The organism is Caballeronia mineralivorans PML1(12) (assembly GCF_001028175.1).
Taxonomy (GTDB): Bacteria; Pseudomonadota; Gammaproteobacteria; order Burkholderiales; family Burkholderiaceae; genus Caballeronia; species Caballeronia mineralivorans.
The window spans coordinates 1-16239 of record NZ_AEJF01000129.1 but is presented as its reverse complement, the minus strand read 5'-3'; the positions used below and the strand labels follow the sequence as shown (position 1 = coordinate 16239).

At 58.0% G+C, this 16239-nt stretch carries 15 protein-coding genes and 2 pseudogenes; 6 read left to right on the top strand and 11 right to left on the bottom strand.

What is annotated here, in order from left to right; all coding sequences use genetic code 11:
• Positions 1-110: 110 nt before the first annotated feature.
• Both EOS_RS49305 and EOS_RS20860 read right to left on the bottom strand, forming a co-directional pair.
• Positions 111-542 carry a GFA family protein gene (locus EOS_RS49305; RefSeq protein WP_075645379.1) on the bottom strand — a complete coding sequence of 144 codons (432 nt, stop codon included), beginning with the start codon at positions 540-542 and terminating at the stop codon, positions 111-113.
• Positions 543-831: 289 nt separating this feature from the next.
• Positions 832-1725, bottom strand: a complete 894-nt coding sequence (locus EOS_RS20860; RefSeq protein WP_047848596.1) for a LysR substrate-binding domain-containing protein — start codon at positions 1723-1725, stop codon at positions 832-834.
• Positions 1726-1891: 166 nt separating this feature from the next.
• Here EOS_RS20860 and EOS_RS20855 point away from each other — a divergent pair, with 166 nt between their 5' ends.
• The 3 genes from EOS_RS20855 to EOS_RS20845 are packed head-to-tail and all read left to right on the top strand — an operon-like array spanning position 1892 to position 3638.
• A complete protein-coding gene (locus tag EOS_RS20855; RefSeq protein WP_047848595.1) occupies positions 1892-2437 on the top strand; it encodes a hypothetical protein in 546 nt (181 codons plus the stop codon).
• A 7-nt stretch (positions 2438-2444) separates the two neighbouring features.
• Positions 2445-2771, top strand: a complete 327-nt coding sequence (locus EOS_RS20850; protein ID WP_047848594.1) for a hypothetical protein — start codon at positions 2445-2447, stop codon at positions 2769-2771.
• Between the two features lie 21 nt (positions 2772-2792).
• Positions 2793-3638, top strand: a complete 846-nt coding sequence (locus EOS_RS20845) for an MBL fold metallo-hydrolase (protein WP_047848593.1) — start codon at positions 2793-2795, stop codon at positions 3636-3638.
• 402 nt (positions 3639-4040) lie between these two features.
• Here EOS_RS20845 and EOS_RS20840 read toward each other — a convergent pair whose 3' ends face one another.
• Complete coding sequence (locus EOS_RS20840; protein WP_047848592.1) at positions 4041-4643, bottom strand: NADPH-dependent F420 reductase; 603 nt, start codon at positions 4641-4643, stop codon at positions 4041-4043.
• Positions 4644-4824: 181 nt separating this feature from the next.
• Between EOS_RS20840 and EOS_RS20835 the strand changes: the two genes are divergently transcribed.
• A complete protein-coding gene (locus tag EOS_RS20835) occupies positions 4825-5754 on the top strand; it encodes a LysR family transcriptional regulator (protein WP_047848591.1) in 930 nt (309 codons plus the stop codon).
• Positions 5755-6073: 319 nt separating this feature from the next.
• Here the strand turns inward: EOS_RS20835 and EOS_RS20830 are convergent, their stop codons facing one another.
• The 3 genes from EOS_RS20830 to EOS_RS20815 all read right to left on the bottom strand — a co-directional run bounded on the left by EOS_RS20830 (position 6074) and on the right by EOS_RS20815 (position 8998).
• The gene (locus EOS_RS20830) at positions 6074-7027 is read right to left on the bottom strand and encodes an alpha/beta hydrolase (RefSeq protein WP_047848590.1); all 954 of its coding nucleotides are present in this window, start codon (positions 7025-7027) and stop codon (positions 6074-6076) included.
• 15 nt (positions 7028-7042) lie between these two features.
• Positions 7043-7942, bottom strand: a complete 900-nt coding sequence (locus EOS_RS20825; RefSeq protein WP_235442897.1) for an AraC family transcriptional regulator — start codon at positions 7940-7942, stop codon at positions 7043-7045.
• Positions 7943-8602: 660 nt separating this feature from the next.
• Complete coding sequence (locus EOS_RS20815; protein WP_047848588.1) at positions 8603-8998, bottom strand: nuclear transport factor 2 family protein; 396 nt, start codon at positions 8996-8998, stop codon at positions 8603-8605.
• A gap of 483 nt (positions 8999-9481) precedes the next feature.
• Here EOS_RS20815 and EOS_RS20810 point away from each other — a divergent pair, with 483 nt between their 5' ends.
• On the top strand, positions 9482-10357 hold the full coding sequence (locus tag EOS_RS20810) for a LysR family transcriptional regulator (RefSeq protein WP_047848587.1): 876 nt from the start codon (positions 9482-9484) through the stop codon (positions 10355-10357).
• Positions 10358-10513: 156 nt separating this feature from the next.
• Here the strand turns inward: EOS_RS20810 and EOS_RS20805 are convergent, their stop codons facing one another.
• The 4 genes and pseudogenes from EOS_RS20805 to EOS_RS20790 all read right to left on the bottom strand — a co-directional run bounded on the left by EOS_RS20805 (position 10514) and on the right by EOS_RS20790 (position 14556).
• Entirely contained in the window at positions 10514-10840 is a 327-nt protein-coding gene (locus EOS_RS20805) for a hypothetical protein (protein WP_047848586.1), read from the bottom strand.
• Between the two features lie 109 nt (positions 10841-10949).
• Positions 10950-11574 (bottom strand): annotated as a pseudogene (locus tag EOS_RS20800) (tyrosine-type recombinase/integrase).
• A gap of 183 nt (positions 11575-11757) precedes the next feature.
• Positions 11758-11982: a hypothetical protein gene (locus EOS_RS20795; protein ID WP_053063992.1), complete on the bottom strand. Its 225-nt coding sequence runs from the start codon at positions 11980-11982 to the stop codon at positions 11758-11760.
• Positions 11983-13956: 1974 nt separating this feature from the next.
• Complete coding sequence (locus EOS_RS20790) at positions 13957-14556, bottom strand: hypothetical protein (RefSeq protein WP_047848585.1); 600 nt, start codon at positions 14554-14556, stop codon at positions 13957-13959.
• A 130-nt stretch (positions 14557-14686) separates the two neighbouring features.
• Here EOS_RS20790 and EOS_RS20785 point away from each other — a divergent pair, with 130 nt between their 5' ends.
• Complete coding sequence (locus EOS_RS20785) at positions 14687-15592, top strand: LysR family transcriptional regulator (protein WP_047848584.1); 906 nt, start codon at positions 14687-14689, stop codon at positions 15590-15592.
• A gap of 169 nt (positions 15593-15761) precedes the next feature.
• Here the strand turns inward: EOS_RS20785 and EOS_RS48190 are convergent.
• Positions 15762-16150: pseudogene (locus tag EOS_RS48190) on the bottom strand (IS21 family transposase); the annotation flags it as partial.
• Between the last annotated feature and the right edge of the window lie 89 nt (positions 16151-16239).

Here is a 16239-nt window from a genome sequence, read left to right as displayed (position 1 = left end):
CTGCATAAATGCGACTTTTTCAACAGAATCGACCCTAAGCAGACCCTGGCAAGATAACGTTGAAATTCACTATTGGACTAGGACCTAAGGCCGTTCATTAGAAACCCTAGTCAGGCATCGTGTTCATTGGACTGCTGGGGCGAATGAGGAAAGTGAGGAATTGTTTGATCAAGGCAAACCCACTGTTGCGCACTAGCGGTATATATGTCTAGCATTGGCTTGAAGTACGAGGTGTCGTCCAGCGAAGGAAATCGGATAGAAGTGACTTGTGAATAAGCTTCGCTTTGCGTGAACAAGGGAGTGCCACAGTCAGGGCAGAAACTGCGAGTTGTGAGACCACCACTGCTTGCACGAACTGCGTAGGTTTTCGGCGTACCACGGATCTCAAGGTCGGCAGTCTTGACGATGATGCCTGACGCGAAAGGAGCTCCACTTGAGAGCTGACAGTCTCTGCAATGGCAGTTGATCATGGCTACGGGCTCCCGCACACCTGTATAGCGGATCGATCCGCATGCACACCCGCCTGAGAAAGGAATGGTCATATTGCTCTTCTAACGATAATTTAATTAATTACACGTACCACTTTTTTAGTGGCCGCTTCTGGCCCGAACCCAGTCCGACGTTGAGTTGGCGAAGCGGGCCGCCATTGATCGATCCGCGTCGGGCAAAAGTCGACCCGCTGCCGCCGTTCGGGCTCACCCAGTCGCCATGTCTGCTTTCGAGGTACAACGGCCGTTCGTCGACTCGCGACGGTCAGTTCGAAGCGAGACGACCGCTTGGCGATGGCAACTCTGCAGGATGGCAATTTTGTGATGAGCGTCAGGCGCTGCTTTAAGGCGTTAAGCCCCGGGCTTCGTGAAGAATCCATTTCGCAAATGCTTGTAGTGGCCCTTCACTCAACTCGATCGGCTCAGGAAGAACGAGACAGAAGTTTTTGGTAATCGCTTTGCCGTCCGGCCAAGGTGCGACCAAACGGCCTTGTTCAAGCTCTGCCCCAATGTAAAGACGCGGCACCAATGCAACACCCAAGCCGGCTAGCGCCGCCTCTATCAGCATGGAATGGAGATCGTAACGTGCGCCAACCGCCGAATTGGTCAGCACGATGCCGGCCTCTTGTGCATAAAGCTGCCACGCGTCCGGATTTTGTCGCCTGTGAAGGCGTGGCAACTCATCTAGCGATATGTTCGCATCGGCGTCTGCGAGGAGCGCCGGACTACAGACGGGCACAAGCACCTCCTCCAGCAGGTGATGTAGACGCATCCCCGCCCATGCTGGATGCTCAAAATGGATTGCTGCGTCAAAACCGCTACCCGCAAGGATGAAGGGTTCCATACGTTCGGCGATATGCACGGTGATGTTCGGATGCTTATTTTGAAAGCGTTTCAGCCGAGGGATAAGCCAACGGGTGGCGAAGGTCGGAATCGCGGCGATATCAATGCTCGCGCCCTCGATGGGCTGTCCCATCAGATATAGGCTGTCCCGTTCCAGCCGATCCAGAATCTCGCGAACCTGCACCGCGTATCGCGTGCCGTTGGGCGCAAGCCGTACCCGATTTCCAACGCGCTCGAACAGCGCGACACCCAAAAATGCCTCCAGTCGACCGATCTGACGACTGACGGCGCCCTCGGTCAGCGCTAGTTCTTCGGCCGCGCGGGCGAAGCTGCCGTGTCGAGCCGCGGCCTCAAAAGCCTGGAGCGCGGAATTGCTTGGGATCCTACGTCGCATTGGGGTCTCGCCGATTGATATGCGTTCGACGCCAGCTTGAGTAAACGTCACTGAAGGCTGACTTTATATCGTTATATACGCCGAAAATCTCAGATTAGCATTACGTTACCGCAATGAACATGGATCGTTTGCAGCAATCTGCTTACGCGCCACGAAGGATAATCTGATGATCTACACCGTGGAATGCAGCTTCGCCGATCTCAGCAGCGAAGCCGAATGGAACGACTTCTACAGCCTTGAGAAACTGCCCGCCCTCATCTCGGTTACCGGTTTTCACACGTCGCAGCGCTTTAAGTCGTTAAGCGATGGTTGCCCGGTCTACCTTGCCGTCCACACGATCGACGGTCTCGATGTCCTGACGGGAGAGGAATATCGCCAGAAAGGCGGCGGCAATTTCGCAAGGTGGCAGCAACACATCACCGACTGGCACCGAAATCTCTACAGCGATATCGACCTTGCGCCTGCGGTAAATGCAGACGAACTCCTCGTGCTTTGTGCACGCTGCCCCGAACCTCTGATCCAGATGGGCCTCACACCGTTGGCCATGCGAGCAGTTGCGCTGGAGATGTTTCCGGAACGCCGTTGGCTCGCAAGACTGCCTCAGCGAACCGCTCAGCTTGTCGAGAGCATGTCTGAAGGCGTCCACCTCTACTCACCGATGACGGAACAACTGACAAGCTCCCGCACCGTTTCGACCGAACAGGAAAAGTAGGTCCGCGATGCCCAATGTCACTTTCTATATTCCTACGGGGCAAATGCCGTCTGATGAGAGGCTTGCCGAGCTTTCCTGCGACTGCATCAAACTCTGTACGAGTGTCCTTGAAGCGGCACTCAAAAACGTTCATGTCATCTATGTCGACGTTCGGCATGGGCACGGACATCCCGTCTTCGCGGAAGTCCAATATCGCCTTGAGACGTTTCGCACGCCCTCGGTAATGAACCAGTTCATGGAAGCCTTGGACAACGCCATCGCGCGCTGCACTGGTCTCACGGCGCGCATCCGTTGTTTTGGTTATGCCGCGTCGAACATTCACGCCCGAAATTAGGAAGTCTTCTGGAGAAGAATTGTGTCCACCTTTACCTTTCCAAGTCAGCGAGCCGGGGATTTCACAATCACCGCAATCAGCGACGGCTACCTCACCGCTAGCCTGGACTTCCTCTCGAATATCGACCCGTCCGAGGCCTCCAAAATGCAAAGTGATGCAGGGCAGAAGGAGCCTTCCGCCGTGCATATCAACTGCTACGTGGTACGCGGAGCGGGCCGCACAATTCTCATCGACGGTGGGGCTGGAGGCATCAAGCAATGGGGCGGCCGCCTGAGAACTAATTTATCGCTTGCTGGTGTCGAACCATCCGAGATCGACACAATCCTGCTCACACACGCCCATCCCGACCATGTCGGAGGGCTAGTGGACACAGCCGGACAAATTACCTTTCCGAATGCGGAGCTTGTTGCTCACCAGCGAGAGATCGAATTTTGGCAGGATGACGGAAATCTAAGTCGTGCCAGCGAGCGTGCCCGCGGTAACTTCCTGATAGCGCGTCAAGTGTTCGACGGCTACCGCGACAAGCTCCGTACTTTCGATGAGGGGGAAGTGCTTCCCGGTATCAGAGCTATGTCACTACCGGGACACACAGATGGACACTCCGGATATCTTCTCGAATCCCATGATCAGGGCCTGCTTGTTTGGGGAGATATTGTTCATTTTCCTCACGTCCAGATTAAACGGCCAGACGTATCGATTGCATTCGATCAAGACCCTTCCCTGGCAGCCACCACACGATCACGGCTTCTGGATCTGGTCAGTTCGGAGGGACTTTTGATCGCCGGTATGCATTTGGGGGAACTCGGCTTCGCGCGAATCAAGCGAACGAGCGGAAGCTACGGTCTGCTTTACGAGACTGAAGCATGAGGCCGCGAACAGAAACAACCATGTTCGATACCACTCCGGCACGCTGCACTGGAGCAACTACGAACACTGCGATGCCGTGACAACGGCCTTGGCCGCTTCGTCCTTATTAAGGGACATTCCCACTGCACTAACGGAGCGGCCGTTTCGGCCGATGAAGGAGCGTTTGTCTTTGTCAATCGGATGGCCGGTTACGGGGTGAAGCCGACGCATGAACGTCCGACCGACAACGCATGTGAACGGCGGCTCCTGGCCGGACATCGGTCCGATGTCGAACTGCCGCAGTTCGACCCGGTCTTACGCGAACTCGGTACAGGGATGGCCGTTCGCGGGACCGGAGCGGCCACTCGTGGGGAGTGCTTGAGTTTTTGTGTGAAAGGCGCTGTGTACCGCGCCTTTCATTGGCTATCCCAATTTGACGAGATTAAGCACCGGCAACGGGCCGCCCGGGATTTGAACTAGCCGCCCCCCGCCTTCGAGCGAACCCAGTTCGATGCCGAAGAAGCCGAGCCGCTCAATCAGTCCGCTCACAGCCGATTTCGCATGCGCGTCGTCTCCCGCGAAGAACAACACGCGGTGTCCGCCCTCGGCCTGTGGATCGTCGGAGATGAGGTGCGCGGGCAGATGATTGAACGCTTTCACGACGCGTGCGCCCGGCACGAGGTCCGCGAATGCTTCACTCGACGTCCGGCCATGCAATTCGGCTGGTTCGAACAGCGGCGCTTCGATCGGGTTGTTCGCGTCAATCACGATGCGTCCGCCGAAGTCCGGCAGCCCGGCTAGGGCGGCCGGCAGCTTCGACCAGTTCACTGCGACGAGGACGATGTCCTGCGCGGCCGCTTGTTCGCGCGTTCCCGGCGTGATCGAGGGGCCGAGCTCGCGCGCAAGGTCCGCGAGTGAGGCCGGGCCTCGGCTGTTCGCAATGATGGCTTCGAGGCCTTTGCTCGCCAGCGCTTTCGCGAACGCCGACCCGATGGCGCCTGCTCCGATAATACCGATGGTGCTCATAACGATGCTCCTTGTGAAGGGTGATGAATCAAGTGGTAAAGCCGCCGTGGGTGCCGGCCAGGGGAAGGACATGTGACGTTCACTCCCCAAGGCTGGATGAGCGAATGTTGCCGTCTTAATTGCTCGATGATTAGCCAGTAATTGCTTGAATTATTTTCAATCAATGCTTTAAGATTCCCGCATGGAAACCCTCGCCAATCTCGAGTCGTTCGTACGCAGCGCCGAAACGGGCAGCTTCTCCGCGGCCGCGCGGCGTCTTGCGCTGACGCCCGCTGCGGTCAGTCGAAACGTTGCGCTGCTAGAACGCAATCTTGGAGCGCGACTGTTCCAACGCTCGACGCGCAAGCTCACGCTGACCGAGGCGGGCGAGCGCTTTCTAGTGGAAATTGGCGGCAATCTGGACGCGCTGCAGGCAGCGATCGCGTCCGTCTCGACCGATCGCAGCGAGCCGGCTGGCGTGCTGAAAGTCAGCATGGCGCCGACGTTTGGCATTACGTACGTAATGCCGCTGCTGCCGGTGTTCCTCGCCCGCTATCCGATGATTCGTCCGGATTGGCACTTCGAGAACCGACAGGTCGACCTGATTGCAGAGGGATACGATGCAGCGCTGGGTGGTGGATTCGATCTCGCACCGGGCGTCGTGTCGCGCGCATTGGCACCTGCGCATCTGGTGGCGGTGGCGTCTCCGGCCTACATGGCCGGCTGCGTACCACCGACCGATCCCGGAAATCTTGCGGAACTCGACGGCATCGTGATGCGCTCGAGCCGCACCGGCCGCGTGCGCCATCGGACGATGCGCAACACAGTGGGCGACGAGATGCCCGCGCGGCTCAGCGAGACCATCATGGTCAACGACCCGGCAGCGATGCGTGAAGCTGCGATTCTCGGACTGGGCGTCGCGCTGCTGTCCGTGTCAGACGTGCTGTCCTCGATCGAACGGGGGCAACTCGTACGACTGCTACCGCGCTGGTACGCGGACGCCGGGGCGATTTCGATCTATTACGCGACGCGAGCGCTGCTGCCGGCGAAAACTCGAGTGTTTGTCGACTTCATTGTCGAGGCGTTCGAGCGCGAGCGGTTGGCTGAAAGGTTTGTGGGAAGCATCGAATGAGTCGAATGTCAGCTGGTTGATGCTGTTCGGTCATTCGCGATGGGCCGCACGCAACCCTCAACCGCCGTTCGATCCGATACGTCCTCAACGACGGCTTCCAAGGTCCAACGGTCATCCGTGTGCTCGCGGAGGCCGGCACAATCTCCGCCAAAGCAGTTCGCCGCACGACAAGCCTGCGATTTGTCGACTGAAAGCTACCCAGCGGACGCAGGTAGCCCTCAAGACCCGAACGTCAGTTACTTCGTCCGGTGTACGCGGACACCTTGGAGATAAGGCCAGCCATCAGGGAATCGACGTGCAGCTGTGCAATGCGCTACGTCTACCATGGGTTATGCAGTTGGCTAACCACCGCTGCGATAGCCGACGGTTCAAGTGTGAGCTGAACGTGCCCGACGTTCGGGATCAACGTGACCCGCCAATCCTGCCCTGCTTTGCGAACGATACGTTCGATCTGCTCGCTCCTAAATACTTCGTCGGCTAATCCAGCCATGACCGCGCAAGGTTGCCGTGCGCGTCGGATCGTGTCGATGTAGTCGCGCGGTGGGCGAAAATTGCTCGCAAGGTTGAAGTCGTATTGCGGGGTGAGCGAGACGCTGGCCTCGTCGCTCAGAGCGAAGCGGACGACGGTCATTGCGTTGGCGAGGCGAAATCCCAATGTGTTCAGCAGCATGATGGCGAAGATGCGCGGCAGACCTACTTCAGTCCATCCACCGTTGCGCGGGCGCTGCGTAGGTGCCTGATCGCCGATGAACGGCGCCAGCAGCAAGTAACGGTCGAAGAGCTTCTGATCGGCGCCGCCCGCGACGCGCAGTGCGAAACCAGCGCCCGCCGAAAAGCCGACGAGCGTCGATGGCCGGGGCGGGCGTACCTCGTGCACGAATGCCTCCAGATCCAATTCCAGGCGGCCGATGCGGTCGATGTGCCCCCTTTGCCCGGATGCGCCATGTCCGCGCATGTCCAGCGCGTAGACCGCGAAACCGGCCGCGGCCATCGCTTTCGCGAGCAGGTGCATGCTGGCGCTGCCCGCCGATGAACCGTGGACGAGCAGGACACTGCCGCTGCCCGTATCCGTGCAGGGTCGATATTGCCGGTACGCCAGCGCCTGACCGTCCTCGGCCCGGAACGTCGACAGCTCCGGCAGATCGGAAAAGTCGACCTGCGCAAACGGCGCACTGATGCTGGACATCGGCGCCGGGCGCCGTGGACCGCCGAATACAAGCGCCAGCGCGATAGTGGCGAGAACAACGAGTAGGGCGACCGCGATGATGATCATGTCAGCGTCGCCTTGTCACGCAAGCGGCACGTAGATGTCGGTCTGCCATTGATCCTGCGGCGTGTCCGGATAGACGCTGAGGTAGTGGAAGAACAAGGGGTGATCGCGCAGTTCCTCCCCACTTGCGGGAAGCCAGTCGCGGTAGATCGGGTAGATCGTTTCGCCGATATGGTCGGTCGATCCCACGTGCCGGACCACCGCGCATCGGCCGCCCGGGATCACGAGTTCGCGAACGCAATCGGCATTCGACGCGACCGGCCCGTCGATCTCGCCGCAGATGTCGAAACGGAATTCGTCGGGCGGCGTTGTGTCCGGGTTGCTGCGCGGGATACCGAAGGTCCGCCTCGACGACACTGGAGATTGCTCGCTTTGTATGCGCCAGCCGATGAACTTGCGCACGCTTGCGTTGATATGTCCGATCGGCCCACGGTGTTCGAGCGCGGCGACACGGGTTTCGGGAAAGGCGACGATTCTCACCTGCATGGTCAGTGTCCTTGAAAGGTACGGGATGACGAACGAAGCGCTCCAGACCTGCCAGTTTGGCTGCCGTCGAAATGAACTCGGGGCTATGCCGAAGACGCGCTTGAACGCTCGGCTAAATGCTTCCGGGCTGTCAAAGCCGGCGTCGAGCGCAGCGTCGAAGACCGAGCAGCCGTTGCGTGACGCAAGGCGCCGGGCAGCCAGTCGTAGGCGCATCAGTTGCACATAACGAGCTACCGGAACGCCGGTGTAGGCAGCAAACTGCCGATGAAAATGGAACTTCGAGAAATGCGCGATGCGGCTCAGCGCGTCCACAGACAGATCGCCATCGAGGTTGGCATCGATGTAGACGAGAACAGCGTCGAATCGCCTTGCGTAGGCGGCCGGGGCAACAGCGTCAGTTTGCATGGTCTGGATCGTGCGGATTTCCGTCATGGTCGCCCATCGTTGGACGGCATACCTAGCCGCGCTTGCTCGATTCTTTGCCATCTCTGGCGAAGCCGGTGGCCCGCAGCGAATGACGCTGCGTCCCAATCCAGATGGCTCCCTCGTATTCGGGTATAGTCAAACGGAAGATAGAGATGCTCAACTAGAATTTCTGGCTATTTCGTCCATTCGGCTAAAGGAATTGGAGGCAATGATCGCTATTCTTGGGTACGCGGCCGTTTCGAGCGACGCCCGGACGGGAATTCGAGCCTTGCTGGAAAGATCCGTCACAGAACCGGTTCCTATACAGCGCCGCTGATTGAATCGCCTCTATTGTCGGGATATGAGGGGGTGTGAGTGCTGCTACAGCCGTCCAATGCGTCGGAGAAAATCATGAGGCGCTCGAAGCACAGCGCTGTCTTTGACCTGGCCTCTGCCTAGTGCGGGTTCTCCGATACTTATTAGATCGCAAGAAAGTGCCCCAACTATATCGTCTATGCTGGCTCCCGCGCCGCAACAATCGCGGGCGACCTCGCGCGGGCGTCGCGAGGTCGCTGAGCGTCTAATGTCAACTGATGAGCCGACGGTCGCCAATCCGATTGGAGTGACTCTACCTGGCCGATTCGCGGCGGTGGTCTAGCCGGCACAGCGCCGGCGATACGCGGTCACCTACTCGATGCGTTCGACAAGATGTGCACGATTGGAGGGGGCAGCATATGACTCCGGCCAATATTCAACGATGCGAGTGATTTTTCCGGCTTCGACTGAGAAAAACGAAACGGCTCGCGCGGTCATAGACCCATCGGTAACCGTCACATCGGATACTGCTTCACTAACCGTGTTAGCCACGACTCTGTTCACTGAGAAGCGCCACGGACCCTGCGCCGGGTACTCTGAGTTCATCTGTGCGAACCGCGCGGCACCACGGATGCGTTCGTTCGACTGGGGCCATTCAAGGATGAATTGCTCACCTAACACCGCCTGCACGGATGCAAAGTCGTTTGAACCCATGAGCGTCCAAAACTCACGGACGAGCACCGAGATATCGTTAGTGTCTTCTGTCATTGTGCTGCGTTCGGCAAATTGAAGGAGTTGTGATCGAGGTTGTCAGCGATTCCGCCGCCCGTGTCGAATGTCTCCTGTTGGCCGCACCCGGCCATAGCCTGTGTGCCTTCATCCCCGCTGTTAATGTCTATGCTCGATCGCGTCGGCTGAAATGAACCGCGGCCTGGTTCAGCGCGGCCATCGTCGGCGAGAGACGACGGCGAAGCTCACGGCGATCGCGCCCGCCTGAACGTGGCCATCGTCTGCCGAAGATACACCAGCGAAACGAGGGCGGCGCTCCCGACCAGCTAAAGGTGCCGGCGCTGGTTCAGCATTGCCGGCGTGGTCGTCAACCGGGACATCTGTGAGGCCCATCCGGTGTGCACGACGCTTAGGGTTTGATGAGTCCATGGGTAATCGCGTGTTGAAAGACATATCCGTATTGAACAACTCGATCGTCGATTAGTAAAATGAATGATTTGATCAAAACGATAACTACACGGAATGGAACTGAAACTGCTGAGAGCGTTTTTGTCGGTCGTCGAGCTGCGTCATTTCGGGCGCGCGGCGGACGCTCTGCACTTGAGCCAGCCGGCGTTGAGCAAACAGGTTGGCGCGCTGGAGGCGAGCCTGGGCGCGAAGCTGTTCGAACGGGGGCGGCATGGCGCGGAGTTGACGCGGTTCGGCGAAATTTTCCTGCCCGATGCGCAAGCGCTCGTTTATGACGCAGACGAGATTCTCGCGCGTGCGCGAGAGGCGGGCAGTGGCAGGCGTGGGCATCTGCGGATCGGCATTTGTCTGTCCGTGCTGACGATCGCGCCGCAGATCATTGCTGACTTCCGTCAGCAGTATCCGGGAATTGCCATCTCGCTGAGCGACCTGTCTTCTGCTGAGCAAACCCGCCGCCTTTTGGCGAGGAAGCTGGATGTGGGCTTTATGCGGGTGCCCACGATCGACGGCCTCTCGTCTCTTCGCGTAATCGACGAGACACTGGCGCTGGCGTTACCTCCATGCCTGGAGCGCGTGCGTCTTCCCTCCGATTTTGGCAAGCTGAATGAAATGGGTTTCCTCGCCTTGCGGCGTGCGCGCGGGCCCGGGCTCGCCGCTCAAGTCGACGGCTGGTGTCGCGAACAGGGCTTTGTACCGAACGTGACACAACAGGCTGATGATGTGCAGTCCGTCCTGGCATCTGTTGCTGCCGGAGTCGGCGTCGCCTTCGTTCCCTCGCGTGCGCAACATCTGCTTCGGGACGCTACCGTCCTGCCGCTTCGCGGAAGGTGCGCGAAGTGGCGCGTAGGGCTTGTGTGGGCGGATGCGCAGAAAAATCCAGTTACATCACGGTTCGTCTCGTTTGTGCGCGCCGCGCTGAAAGGCGTCTGATTCTTCTCTCCGGAGTCGACCGTTGCTTCTTTATTCGCGACGAGGGTTGTCATGGCGCGCCCGCGGCCGCTGTGGCGGTACGATGCGACAGACTCTAACCGACCCTGTATAGGGACGGCCAAGTTGCCAGATAGCAGCCATTCGAATTGCGGTGATCTATCGTGGCACAGGGGTTTTGTACGGCCAACCTCGCGCCTGCGTTAGTCGATCATCGTACCGTCGCTGTCTATCAAACAGCTGCATGCTAAATGCTGCCATACCCATATATTCAAGAACGCGCCAATTAGCAGCATCGCCTTTGTCGAACGCCACCTCGAGCGCATCTAAAGCCAACTCGAATTCGTTGTGACTCAAGTACTCTTCGAATTCGACAATTTCGTCCGCACAGACTCCCTCCGCACTTTCGGAAAGGTTGGCCCTGGCCTCGCGCAGATATTTTGCAGTTTTGCTCCAGGTCGAACCGTAGTCGAGAAGGTTTGCCATATCGGAATTTTACCGGTGTGAACGTGCTAATTGTCGTCGATCCTCGCGGCAGTGTCGAAAGGCCGCTTGTGGCCGGACAGCGACCGATTACTGTCCGGCCGACCGTGGCTCAAACCTCAGTCTGTTCTGCCATCTCGAGCGCATCGTCGACTTCGATGCCGAGGTATCGCACTGTACTTTCCAATCGTATGACCGAGTAGCAGTTGTACCGCCCGCAGGTTTTTCGTGCGGCGGTAAACCAGCGATGCTTTGGTTCGACGCATCGTGTGCGTCCCGTATGCCGTATCGTCAAGCCCGATCGACCCTATCCAGCGATGCACCAGGCGGGCGTATTGACGCGTCGAAAGGTGTGGCGACCCGTGAATCCGGCTCGGGAATAGAAAGTCGGGAGGCGACAATCTCGCTACCTTGATCCAGGCCTCCGCACTATCTCGGGTTAGCTCGGTGATTTCGAACTGAACCGGCCGTTGCGTCTTCTGCTGCATCACCGTTGCCCGTGACGCAACGCGCTGACCAAGGCAGATGTCACGCACTCGCAGTTTGGTCAGATCGCACGCTCTCAACTTGCTGTCGATGGCCAGGTTGAACATCGCAAGATCGCGTGTTCTTGCTGCCCGTTGCAAACGAATCCGGATCGCCCAGATCTCTTTCAGTTTCAGCGGCGGCTTCTGCCCTGTTAACTTGCCTTTGTTCCAAGGCACACGTGCCGCGCTGGCAACGGTAGTCGCTTCAATGACGATCTCCTTTCGAGTGAAGGGAGTGCCAGTCTGCGCCGACCACCCAGAGGCGATAACCGACCCACTGCGGACATGGCGCCGTCGATATTGAGCGCCGTAAAGCAGTCATCGGCGAAGTCAGCGCCGCAAGCGAAGCGAAAAGACAGCGAAGCACGCGACCTTGCAGTTTCAGTCGCGTCATCACTGTGCCTTGGGGAGAGCCCGATCTGCGCAGCCCCGGTCCCACTGGAAGTTGTGGAAGAAGGCATCGTTGAGCCTGGCCGCGACAGCGCCGTCGCCCAGCTGGTAGTTGCGCTCGTACAAGTCCATGACCGGAACCGCCGCGGTGGTCGCGGAAACATGTGCGTGGTCGGCCAGCCAGTAGTGCTTGATTTCGGGCGCGTGCTGGTTGAAGCCTAGAACCACCCAGTCCGAACCGCCACCAAGTCCGACACCACCGCGACGTATGGCCTCGTAGTGCGGAAGGCGGGGTGATCATCTCACTAACAATGTCGTATCCACTGTTTTAAGTAGATGACTGTATACCGCAATTACGGCAATTGCGACAATTCAGAGCTATTAGCCGGGCTATTCAGATTTTCCTTTCCATTAGGTAGTCCGTAATCTATAAAACGAAGAACGGCATACCGCTTTCGTGCGCTTACTGCTCTCTTATATCGCGCCGGCGTTTAAAGCATATTGTCACAAACGCAACATAATAGAAATGATCGATATGGTTGTTCCAAGGGCTGCACTGCCCAGTTTCAAACAGACAATTTGAGGAGAGAGCTTGTTCTATCGGCCCGTGACGTTGTGTGCTACTGCACGATTGGAGTCTGGCCAGTAGACGTGGTTCCCCGTGACTCAGGAAGGACTAATGATGAATCAGGAACGAAGCAATCCCACTGATCAAGAATCGCGACAGACCCCCGTGATTTTCAGCAAGAATGCTGTGCCACCAGAGGAAGTTATACACCGGACTACAATAGACTTGCAACGTAGACTTGCTACAGAGCGAGTTAACCACTCAGCAGAGCGTAAAGAAATGGCTGAGCAGGTAAGGCAGGTTTGCGCGCCGTTGTTTGATCTTGTCGCCGATGATGCGCGTGCAGTAGCCGGCATACAAAGAATGCGGGAGATAATATCTCGCCAAGCAAAGCAAAGCAAAGCAAAAGCGAGAGAGTACTGTATCGTCCATTCCAGAGATTAGGCCAAAAATCGCCTCCGAATCTGGATACAGATTTCCTCCTTACGATGTGCAATTTCGGTGGGTAAATTCCAGTAGCGTCCTGGCGTGGGCAAATCCGAGTCTTTCAGGGTGGAGTGGCGGCGCGTATTCCGGAAACGAAAGTGGTTTCGAGGGTTTCTCTCAAGCGGCCGCTGGCGTTGGGATAGCATTCCGCCCCCAGAACAACGTTGAGAAAGTAATTGCTACAGCCTCCATAAACTATGACGTTTGGTGGCTTGATAGCTCGAGCTTCGGGTTTGCGGCGCATAGCAGCGGATACGCTGGTTTTGAAGTTGATCAATTTGACCTCGTCTGGAACCCTCAACCGGACGCAGTCTATCCGTGGAACTCATCTACAGATTACATTTGGTCTGATGGAACGGGTTGGTTTGATACTCACACCCGCGAGGTGCAAGGGGCGAATTTTATTACTACCCCGTCGCTACCAATGTCTAACAATTGCAACTACATAATCTGGTTTTTCCACGTTTGGGAAGCGGATGGTTCCGGCAACTTCGACAGCGCTTTCTATGGTGATGCACGCTGCATAGTGAGCGCCAACGTGCCGGCTATAGCGTTTCGGTCTGTGCCGTGAGCATCGCGCCGGAGCGAACGCCCCTCGCCCCGGATATGTCGGGTCAATTTTTGGGATGCAGGAAGGTCACCGCGAACGGCTTGAAACATTGTGGTGGGATCAGCCTCACAGTTGTCCGAGCGCTTGCAGTGTGCGCCCGGTGGTGCGCGCTGCCGCAGGATTCCATGACCACCTCCAGCGGCGGCAATGTCTCGAAGAAAGTGACAGCGTCGTCACGCTGCGCTCGGCCTCGGTCCGATCTCAACTGACGCAGACGAAATGCTCTGGTCAGCTCGCGGCTCACGGTTGATGCCGAGCGCCCGAGTGTTCGGCAATGGCCCGAACACTCGAACCCTGCTGCTTCATGCTTGCAATCGTCATCGCTCTTCAGGCTGAAGCTGTTGATAAGGAGTTCTTTCTTGCATGCGCGCACCTTACACGAGGAAGGTATTGCACTTCAAATTTGATCGCGCCAAGCAACACAAGAAGAAGGTCGAGCCCGAATCTTGCCGCTCATGAACGGACATTCGTGACCGACTGAAATTGGCCGCCCCCTGCCTGTCGGCGATCGGCGGAACCCGACCACCCGGCGGGCAACCTATTGCCGCTCCCGACGCGTGTACGAGTACTGATGCGCGAGCCATGCCATCCCGGTTCCGTCCGCCATGATGAAATGCTGGTCTTTCCTGTCCCGGTCAAGTCCCTGATGGCTGATGACCTCGTCCATTCGCAACATCTGGCCAGAGACTGCTTCGCCGTCGCCAGGCAAGGCGAATGGCTCGAACGTGAGGGTGATATTGTCCGCATCGCCTCGCGCGAAGCTCCATGCCGGCATGATGCCGACTGCGGCGCGAGTATCCATCGATACATAATCCCACCGGCCTTCAACCCGATTGAAACTCAGATAATCAATCCGAAGGATCGCCGAGCGGTCGTTGGCGGGATATAGGAACTCCTGCAGCATCGAGCCGATCAGACGACGCTCGGCGACAAGTCCAGTCGTTGTCTTAGGCGGCGCTGACGGCGAACTCCACACCGTCTCGATCACGTCCCACAGACCCGTGCGCTCGACGAGCGTCTGATTCTCCGGACCGAGTTCGCTTAACCGTGTTGAAGCAGGGAGCGGTTCGGACTCGGCCATCCTGGCAACGAGAAAGGAGCCGAGCGTGACTCCCAGAAAATGCCGGCGATCGATCATGTTAATTCTCCAAAGGGACGTTTGAACTCGCTGATCTGAGTCGATCATCTATCGTATCGTCGATTTTTAGTCTACAGTGCGGATATGTTTTCTCGATATTGATTCTCAAAAGGATACAAAGAGGATAGTCGTGACCGAAGAATTTAATGACATTCCCGCTTTTGTTGCCGTGGTGGAAGCCGGCAGTTTTTCCGACGCCGCGCGTCGTCTGAATCTGTCACGCTCCGCTGTGGGAAAGGCAGTCTCGCGCCTTGAAGAGCGCGTCGGCGGGCGGCTTTTTCATCGGACCACCCGCACGCAAAGTCTCACTGAAGACGGTCAATCGTTTTACGAGTATTGCCAGCGCGCGCTCGTCGAGTTACGTGCCGGCCAGGATCTCATGGACTCCGGTCGCACCGAGATTCGCGGCAGATTGCGCGTATCGATGCCCGTGCTGTTCGGCCGCCGATGTGTCGCGCCGATTCTCTTGCGACTCTCCGCGGCGCATCCGAAACTCGAACTGGATATGCATTTCAGCGACCGGCTGGTCGATCTTGTCGACGACGGATTCGATCTCTGCGTGCGCAATGGACCTCCAGGACAAAGCGCCGGCCTGATGACCCGCGAGATTGCTAAAGAACGCATGCTGGTGTGCGCATCACCTCGCTATCTCGAGGAAAATGGCACACCGGAAACACTTGCCGATCTTGCGGCTCATCAAGCGATCGCTTACGGTCGGCGTGGCCGGGTTCAGTCGTGGTCGTTTCTACGGACGGGCAGTTCGCCCTGTTACGTCATACCGCCGGCAAAGCTTAACCTCAACGATATCGAAGCAATCTCCGATGCTGTCGCAGCGGGTTTCGGCTTGGCCTGGCTGGCGCACTGGCTAGTACGTGATCGGCTTCGGGCCGGTGACCTCGTGGAAGTGCTCCCAGCCGCAGGCGCCATCGTGTCGAACATCTCTTTGATCTGGCCGGCAACGCCTCATCTGCCCCAACGCGTACGCAGCGCGATCGACGCCTTGACAAGCGAAGTCGCGGCGTTCACAGCAGCTTGACTTAATTTTCGGAAACCTGAAGAGCCTTTTCAAATAACCGAAAATGGGCGACGTCGGAAAATGCGGAGCCTTCGACGCGACCTCGCATTTCATCAATCGGCGTGAGGTGTCCTCCCGGCCCCTCAAACGGCCGTAGCGGCACACGTTGGCCGGGGCTCAACCTCCAAGTGCGGAAGGCCCGCGGCGTCCGCAGCGGCGGCACAGGCGGGCTGTCGATCAGCCGGCTCAGGATGTTCAGCACCGTTCGCTTGTTTGGGGCGCCGGCTTCGGACGCCGGCTCGAAGGCTGCGAGCACCATCTGTTCGTCGTGCAGCAGGACAAGCGCCAGGACCTCGACCATCCCGCGGTCCCCGCCGGGACGCTTCAAAAGCACCTGCAACTTGCGGAACTGGCTGGAAACTCGGCGAAGGGTGCGCCATTGCGAAGCGCTCCAGGTTTGCGCTGCAGAACTGCCAGGTAGTGACGCCGGTCGTAAATGGTTTCGCCGGGGACGTGACTGCAGTTAATGCGCCGGTCGTGCTCGGCAATCACCTGACCTTTGGTGGCGAAGACAAGCTTTGTCTACGATCTACATGGTTATGTCGAATGGCTCAAAGTGGCCCAGAGTGTGTCAAAACACCTTTTTAAATTGCTAAAACATCTCGTCT

Bases quoted from the DNA above. Each gene is read 5' to 3' on its own strand.
- EOS_RS49305 (WP_075645379.1), bottom strand. From the start codon at position 542: ATGACCATTCCTTTCTCAGGCGGGTGTGCATGCGGATCGATCCGCTAT.
- EOS_RS20860 (WP_047848596.1), bottom strand. From the start codon at position 1,725: ATGCGACGTAGGATCCCAAGCAATTCCGCGCTCCAGGCTTTTGAGGCC.
- EOS_RS20855 (WP_047848595.1), top strand. From the start codon at position 1,892: ATGATCTACACCGTGGAATGCAGCTTCGCCGATCTCAGCAGCGAAGCC.
- EOS_RS20850 (WP_047848594.1), top strand. From the start codon at position 2,445: ATGCCCAATGTCACTTTCTATATTCCTACGGGGCAAATGCCGTCTGAT.
- EOS_RS20840 (WP_047848592.1), bottom strand. From the start codon at position 4,643: ATGAGCACCATCGGTATTATCGGAGCAGGCGCCATCGGGTCGGCGTTC.
- EOS_RS20835 (WP_047848591.1), top strand. From the start codon at position 4,825: ATGGAAACCCTCGCCAATCTCGAGTCGTTCGTACGCAGCGCCGAAACG.
- EOS_RS20830 (WP_047848590.1), bottom strand. From the start codon at position 7,027: ATGATCATCATCGCGGTCGCCCTACTCGTTGTTCTCGCCACTATCGCG.
- EOS_RS20825 (WP_235442897.1), bottom strand. From the start codon at position 7,942: ATGACGGAAATCCGCACGATCCAGACCATGCAAACTGACGCTGTTGCC.
- EOS_RS20815 (WP_047848588.1), bottom strand. From the start codon at position 8,998: ATGACAGAAGACACTAACGATATCTCGGTGCTCGTCCGTGAGTTTTGG.
- EOS_RS20810 (WP_047848587.1), top strand. From the start codon at position 9,482: ATGGAACTGAAACTGCTGAGAGCGTTTTTGTCGGTCGTCGAGCTGCGT.
- EOS_RS20805 (WP_047848586.1), bottom strand. From the start codon at position 10,840: ATGGCAAACCTTCTCGACTACGGTTCGACCTGGAGCAAAACTGCAAAA.
- EOS_RS20790 (WP_047848585.1), bottom strand. From the start codon at position 14,556: ATGATCGATCGCCGGCATTTTCTGGGAGTCACGCTCGGCTCCTTTCTC.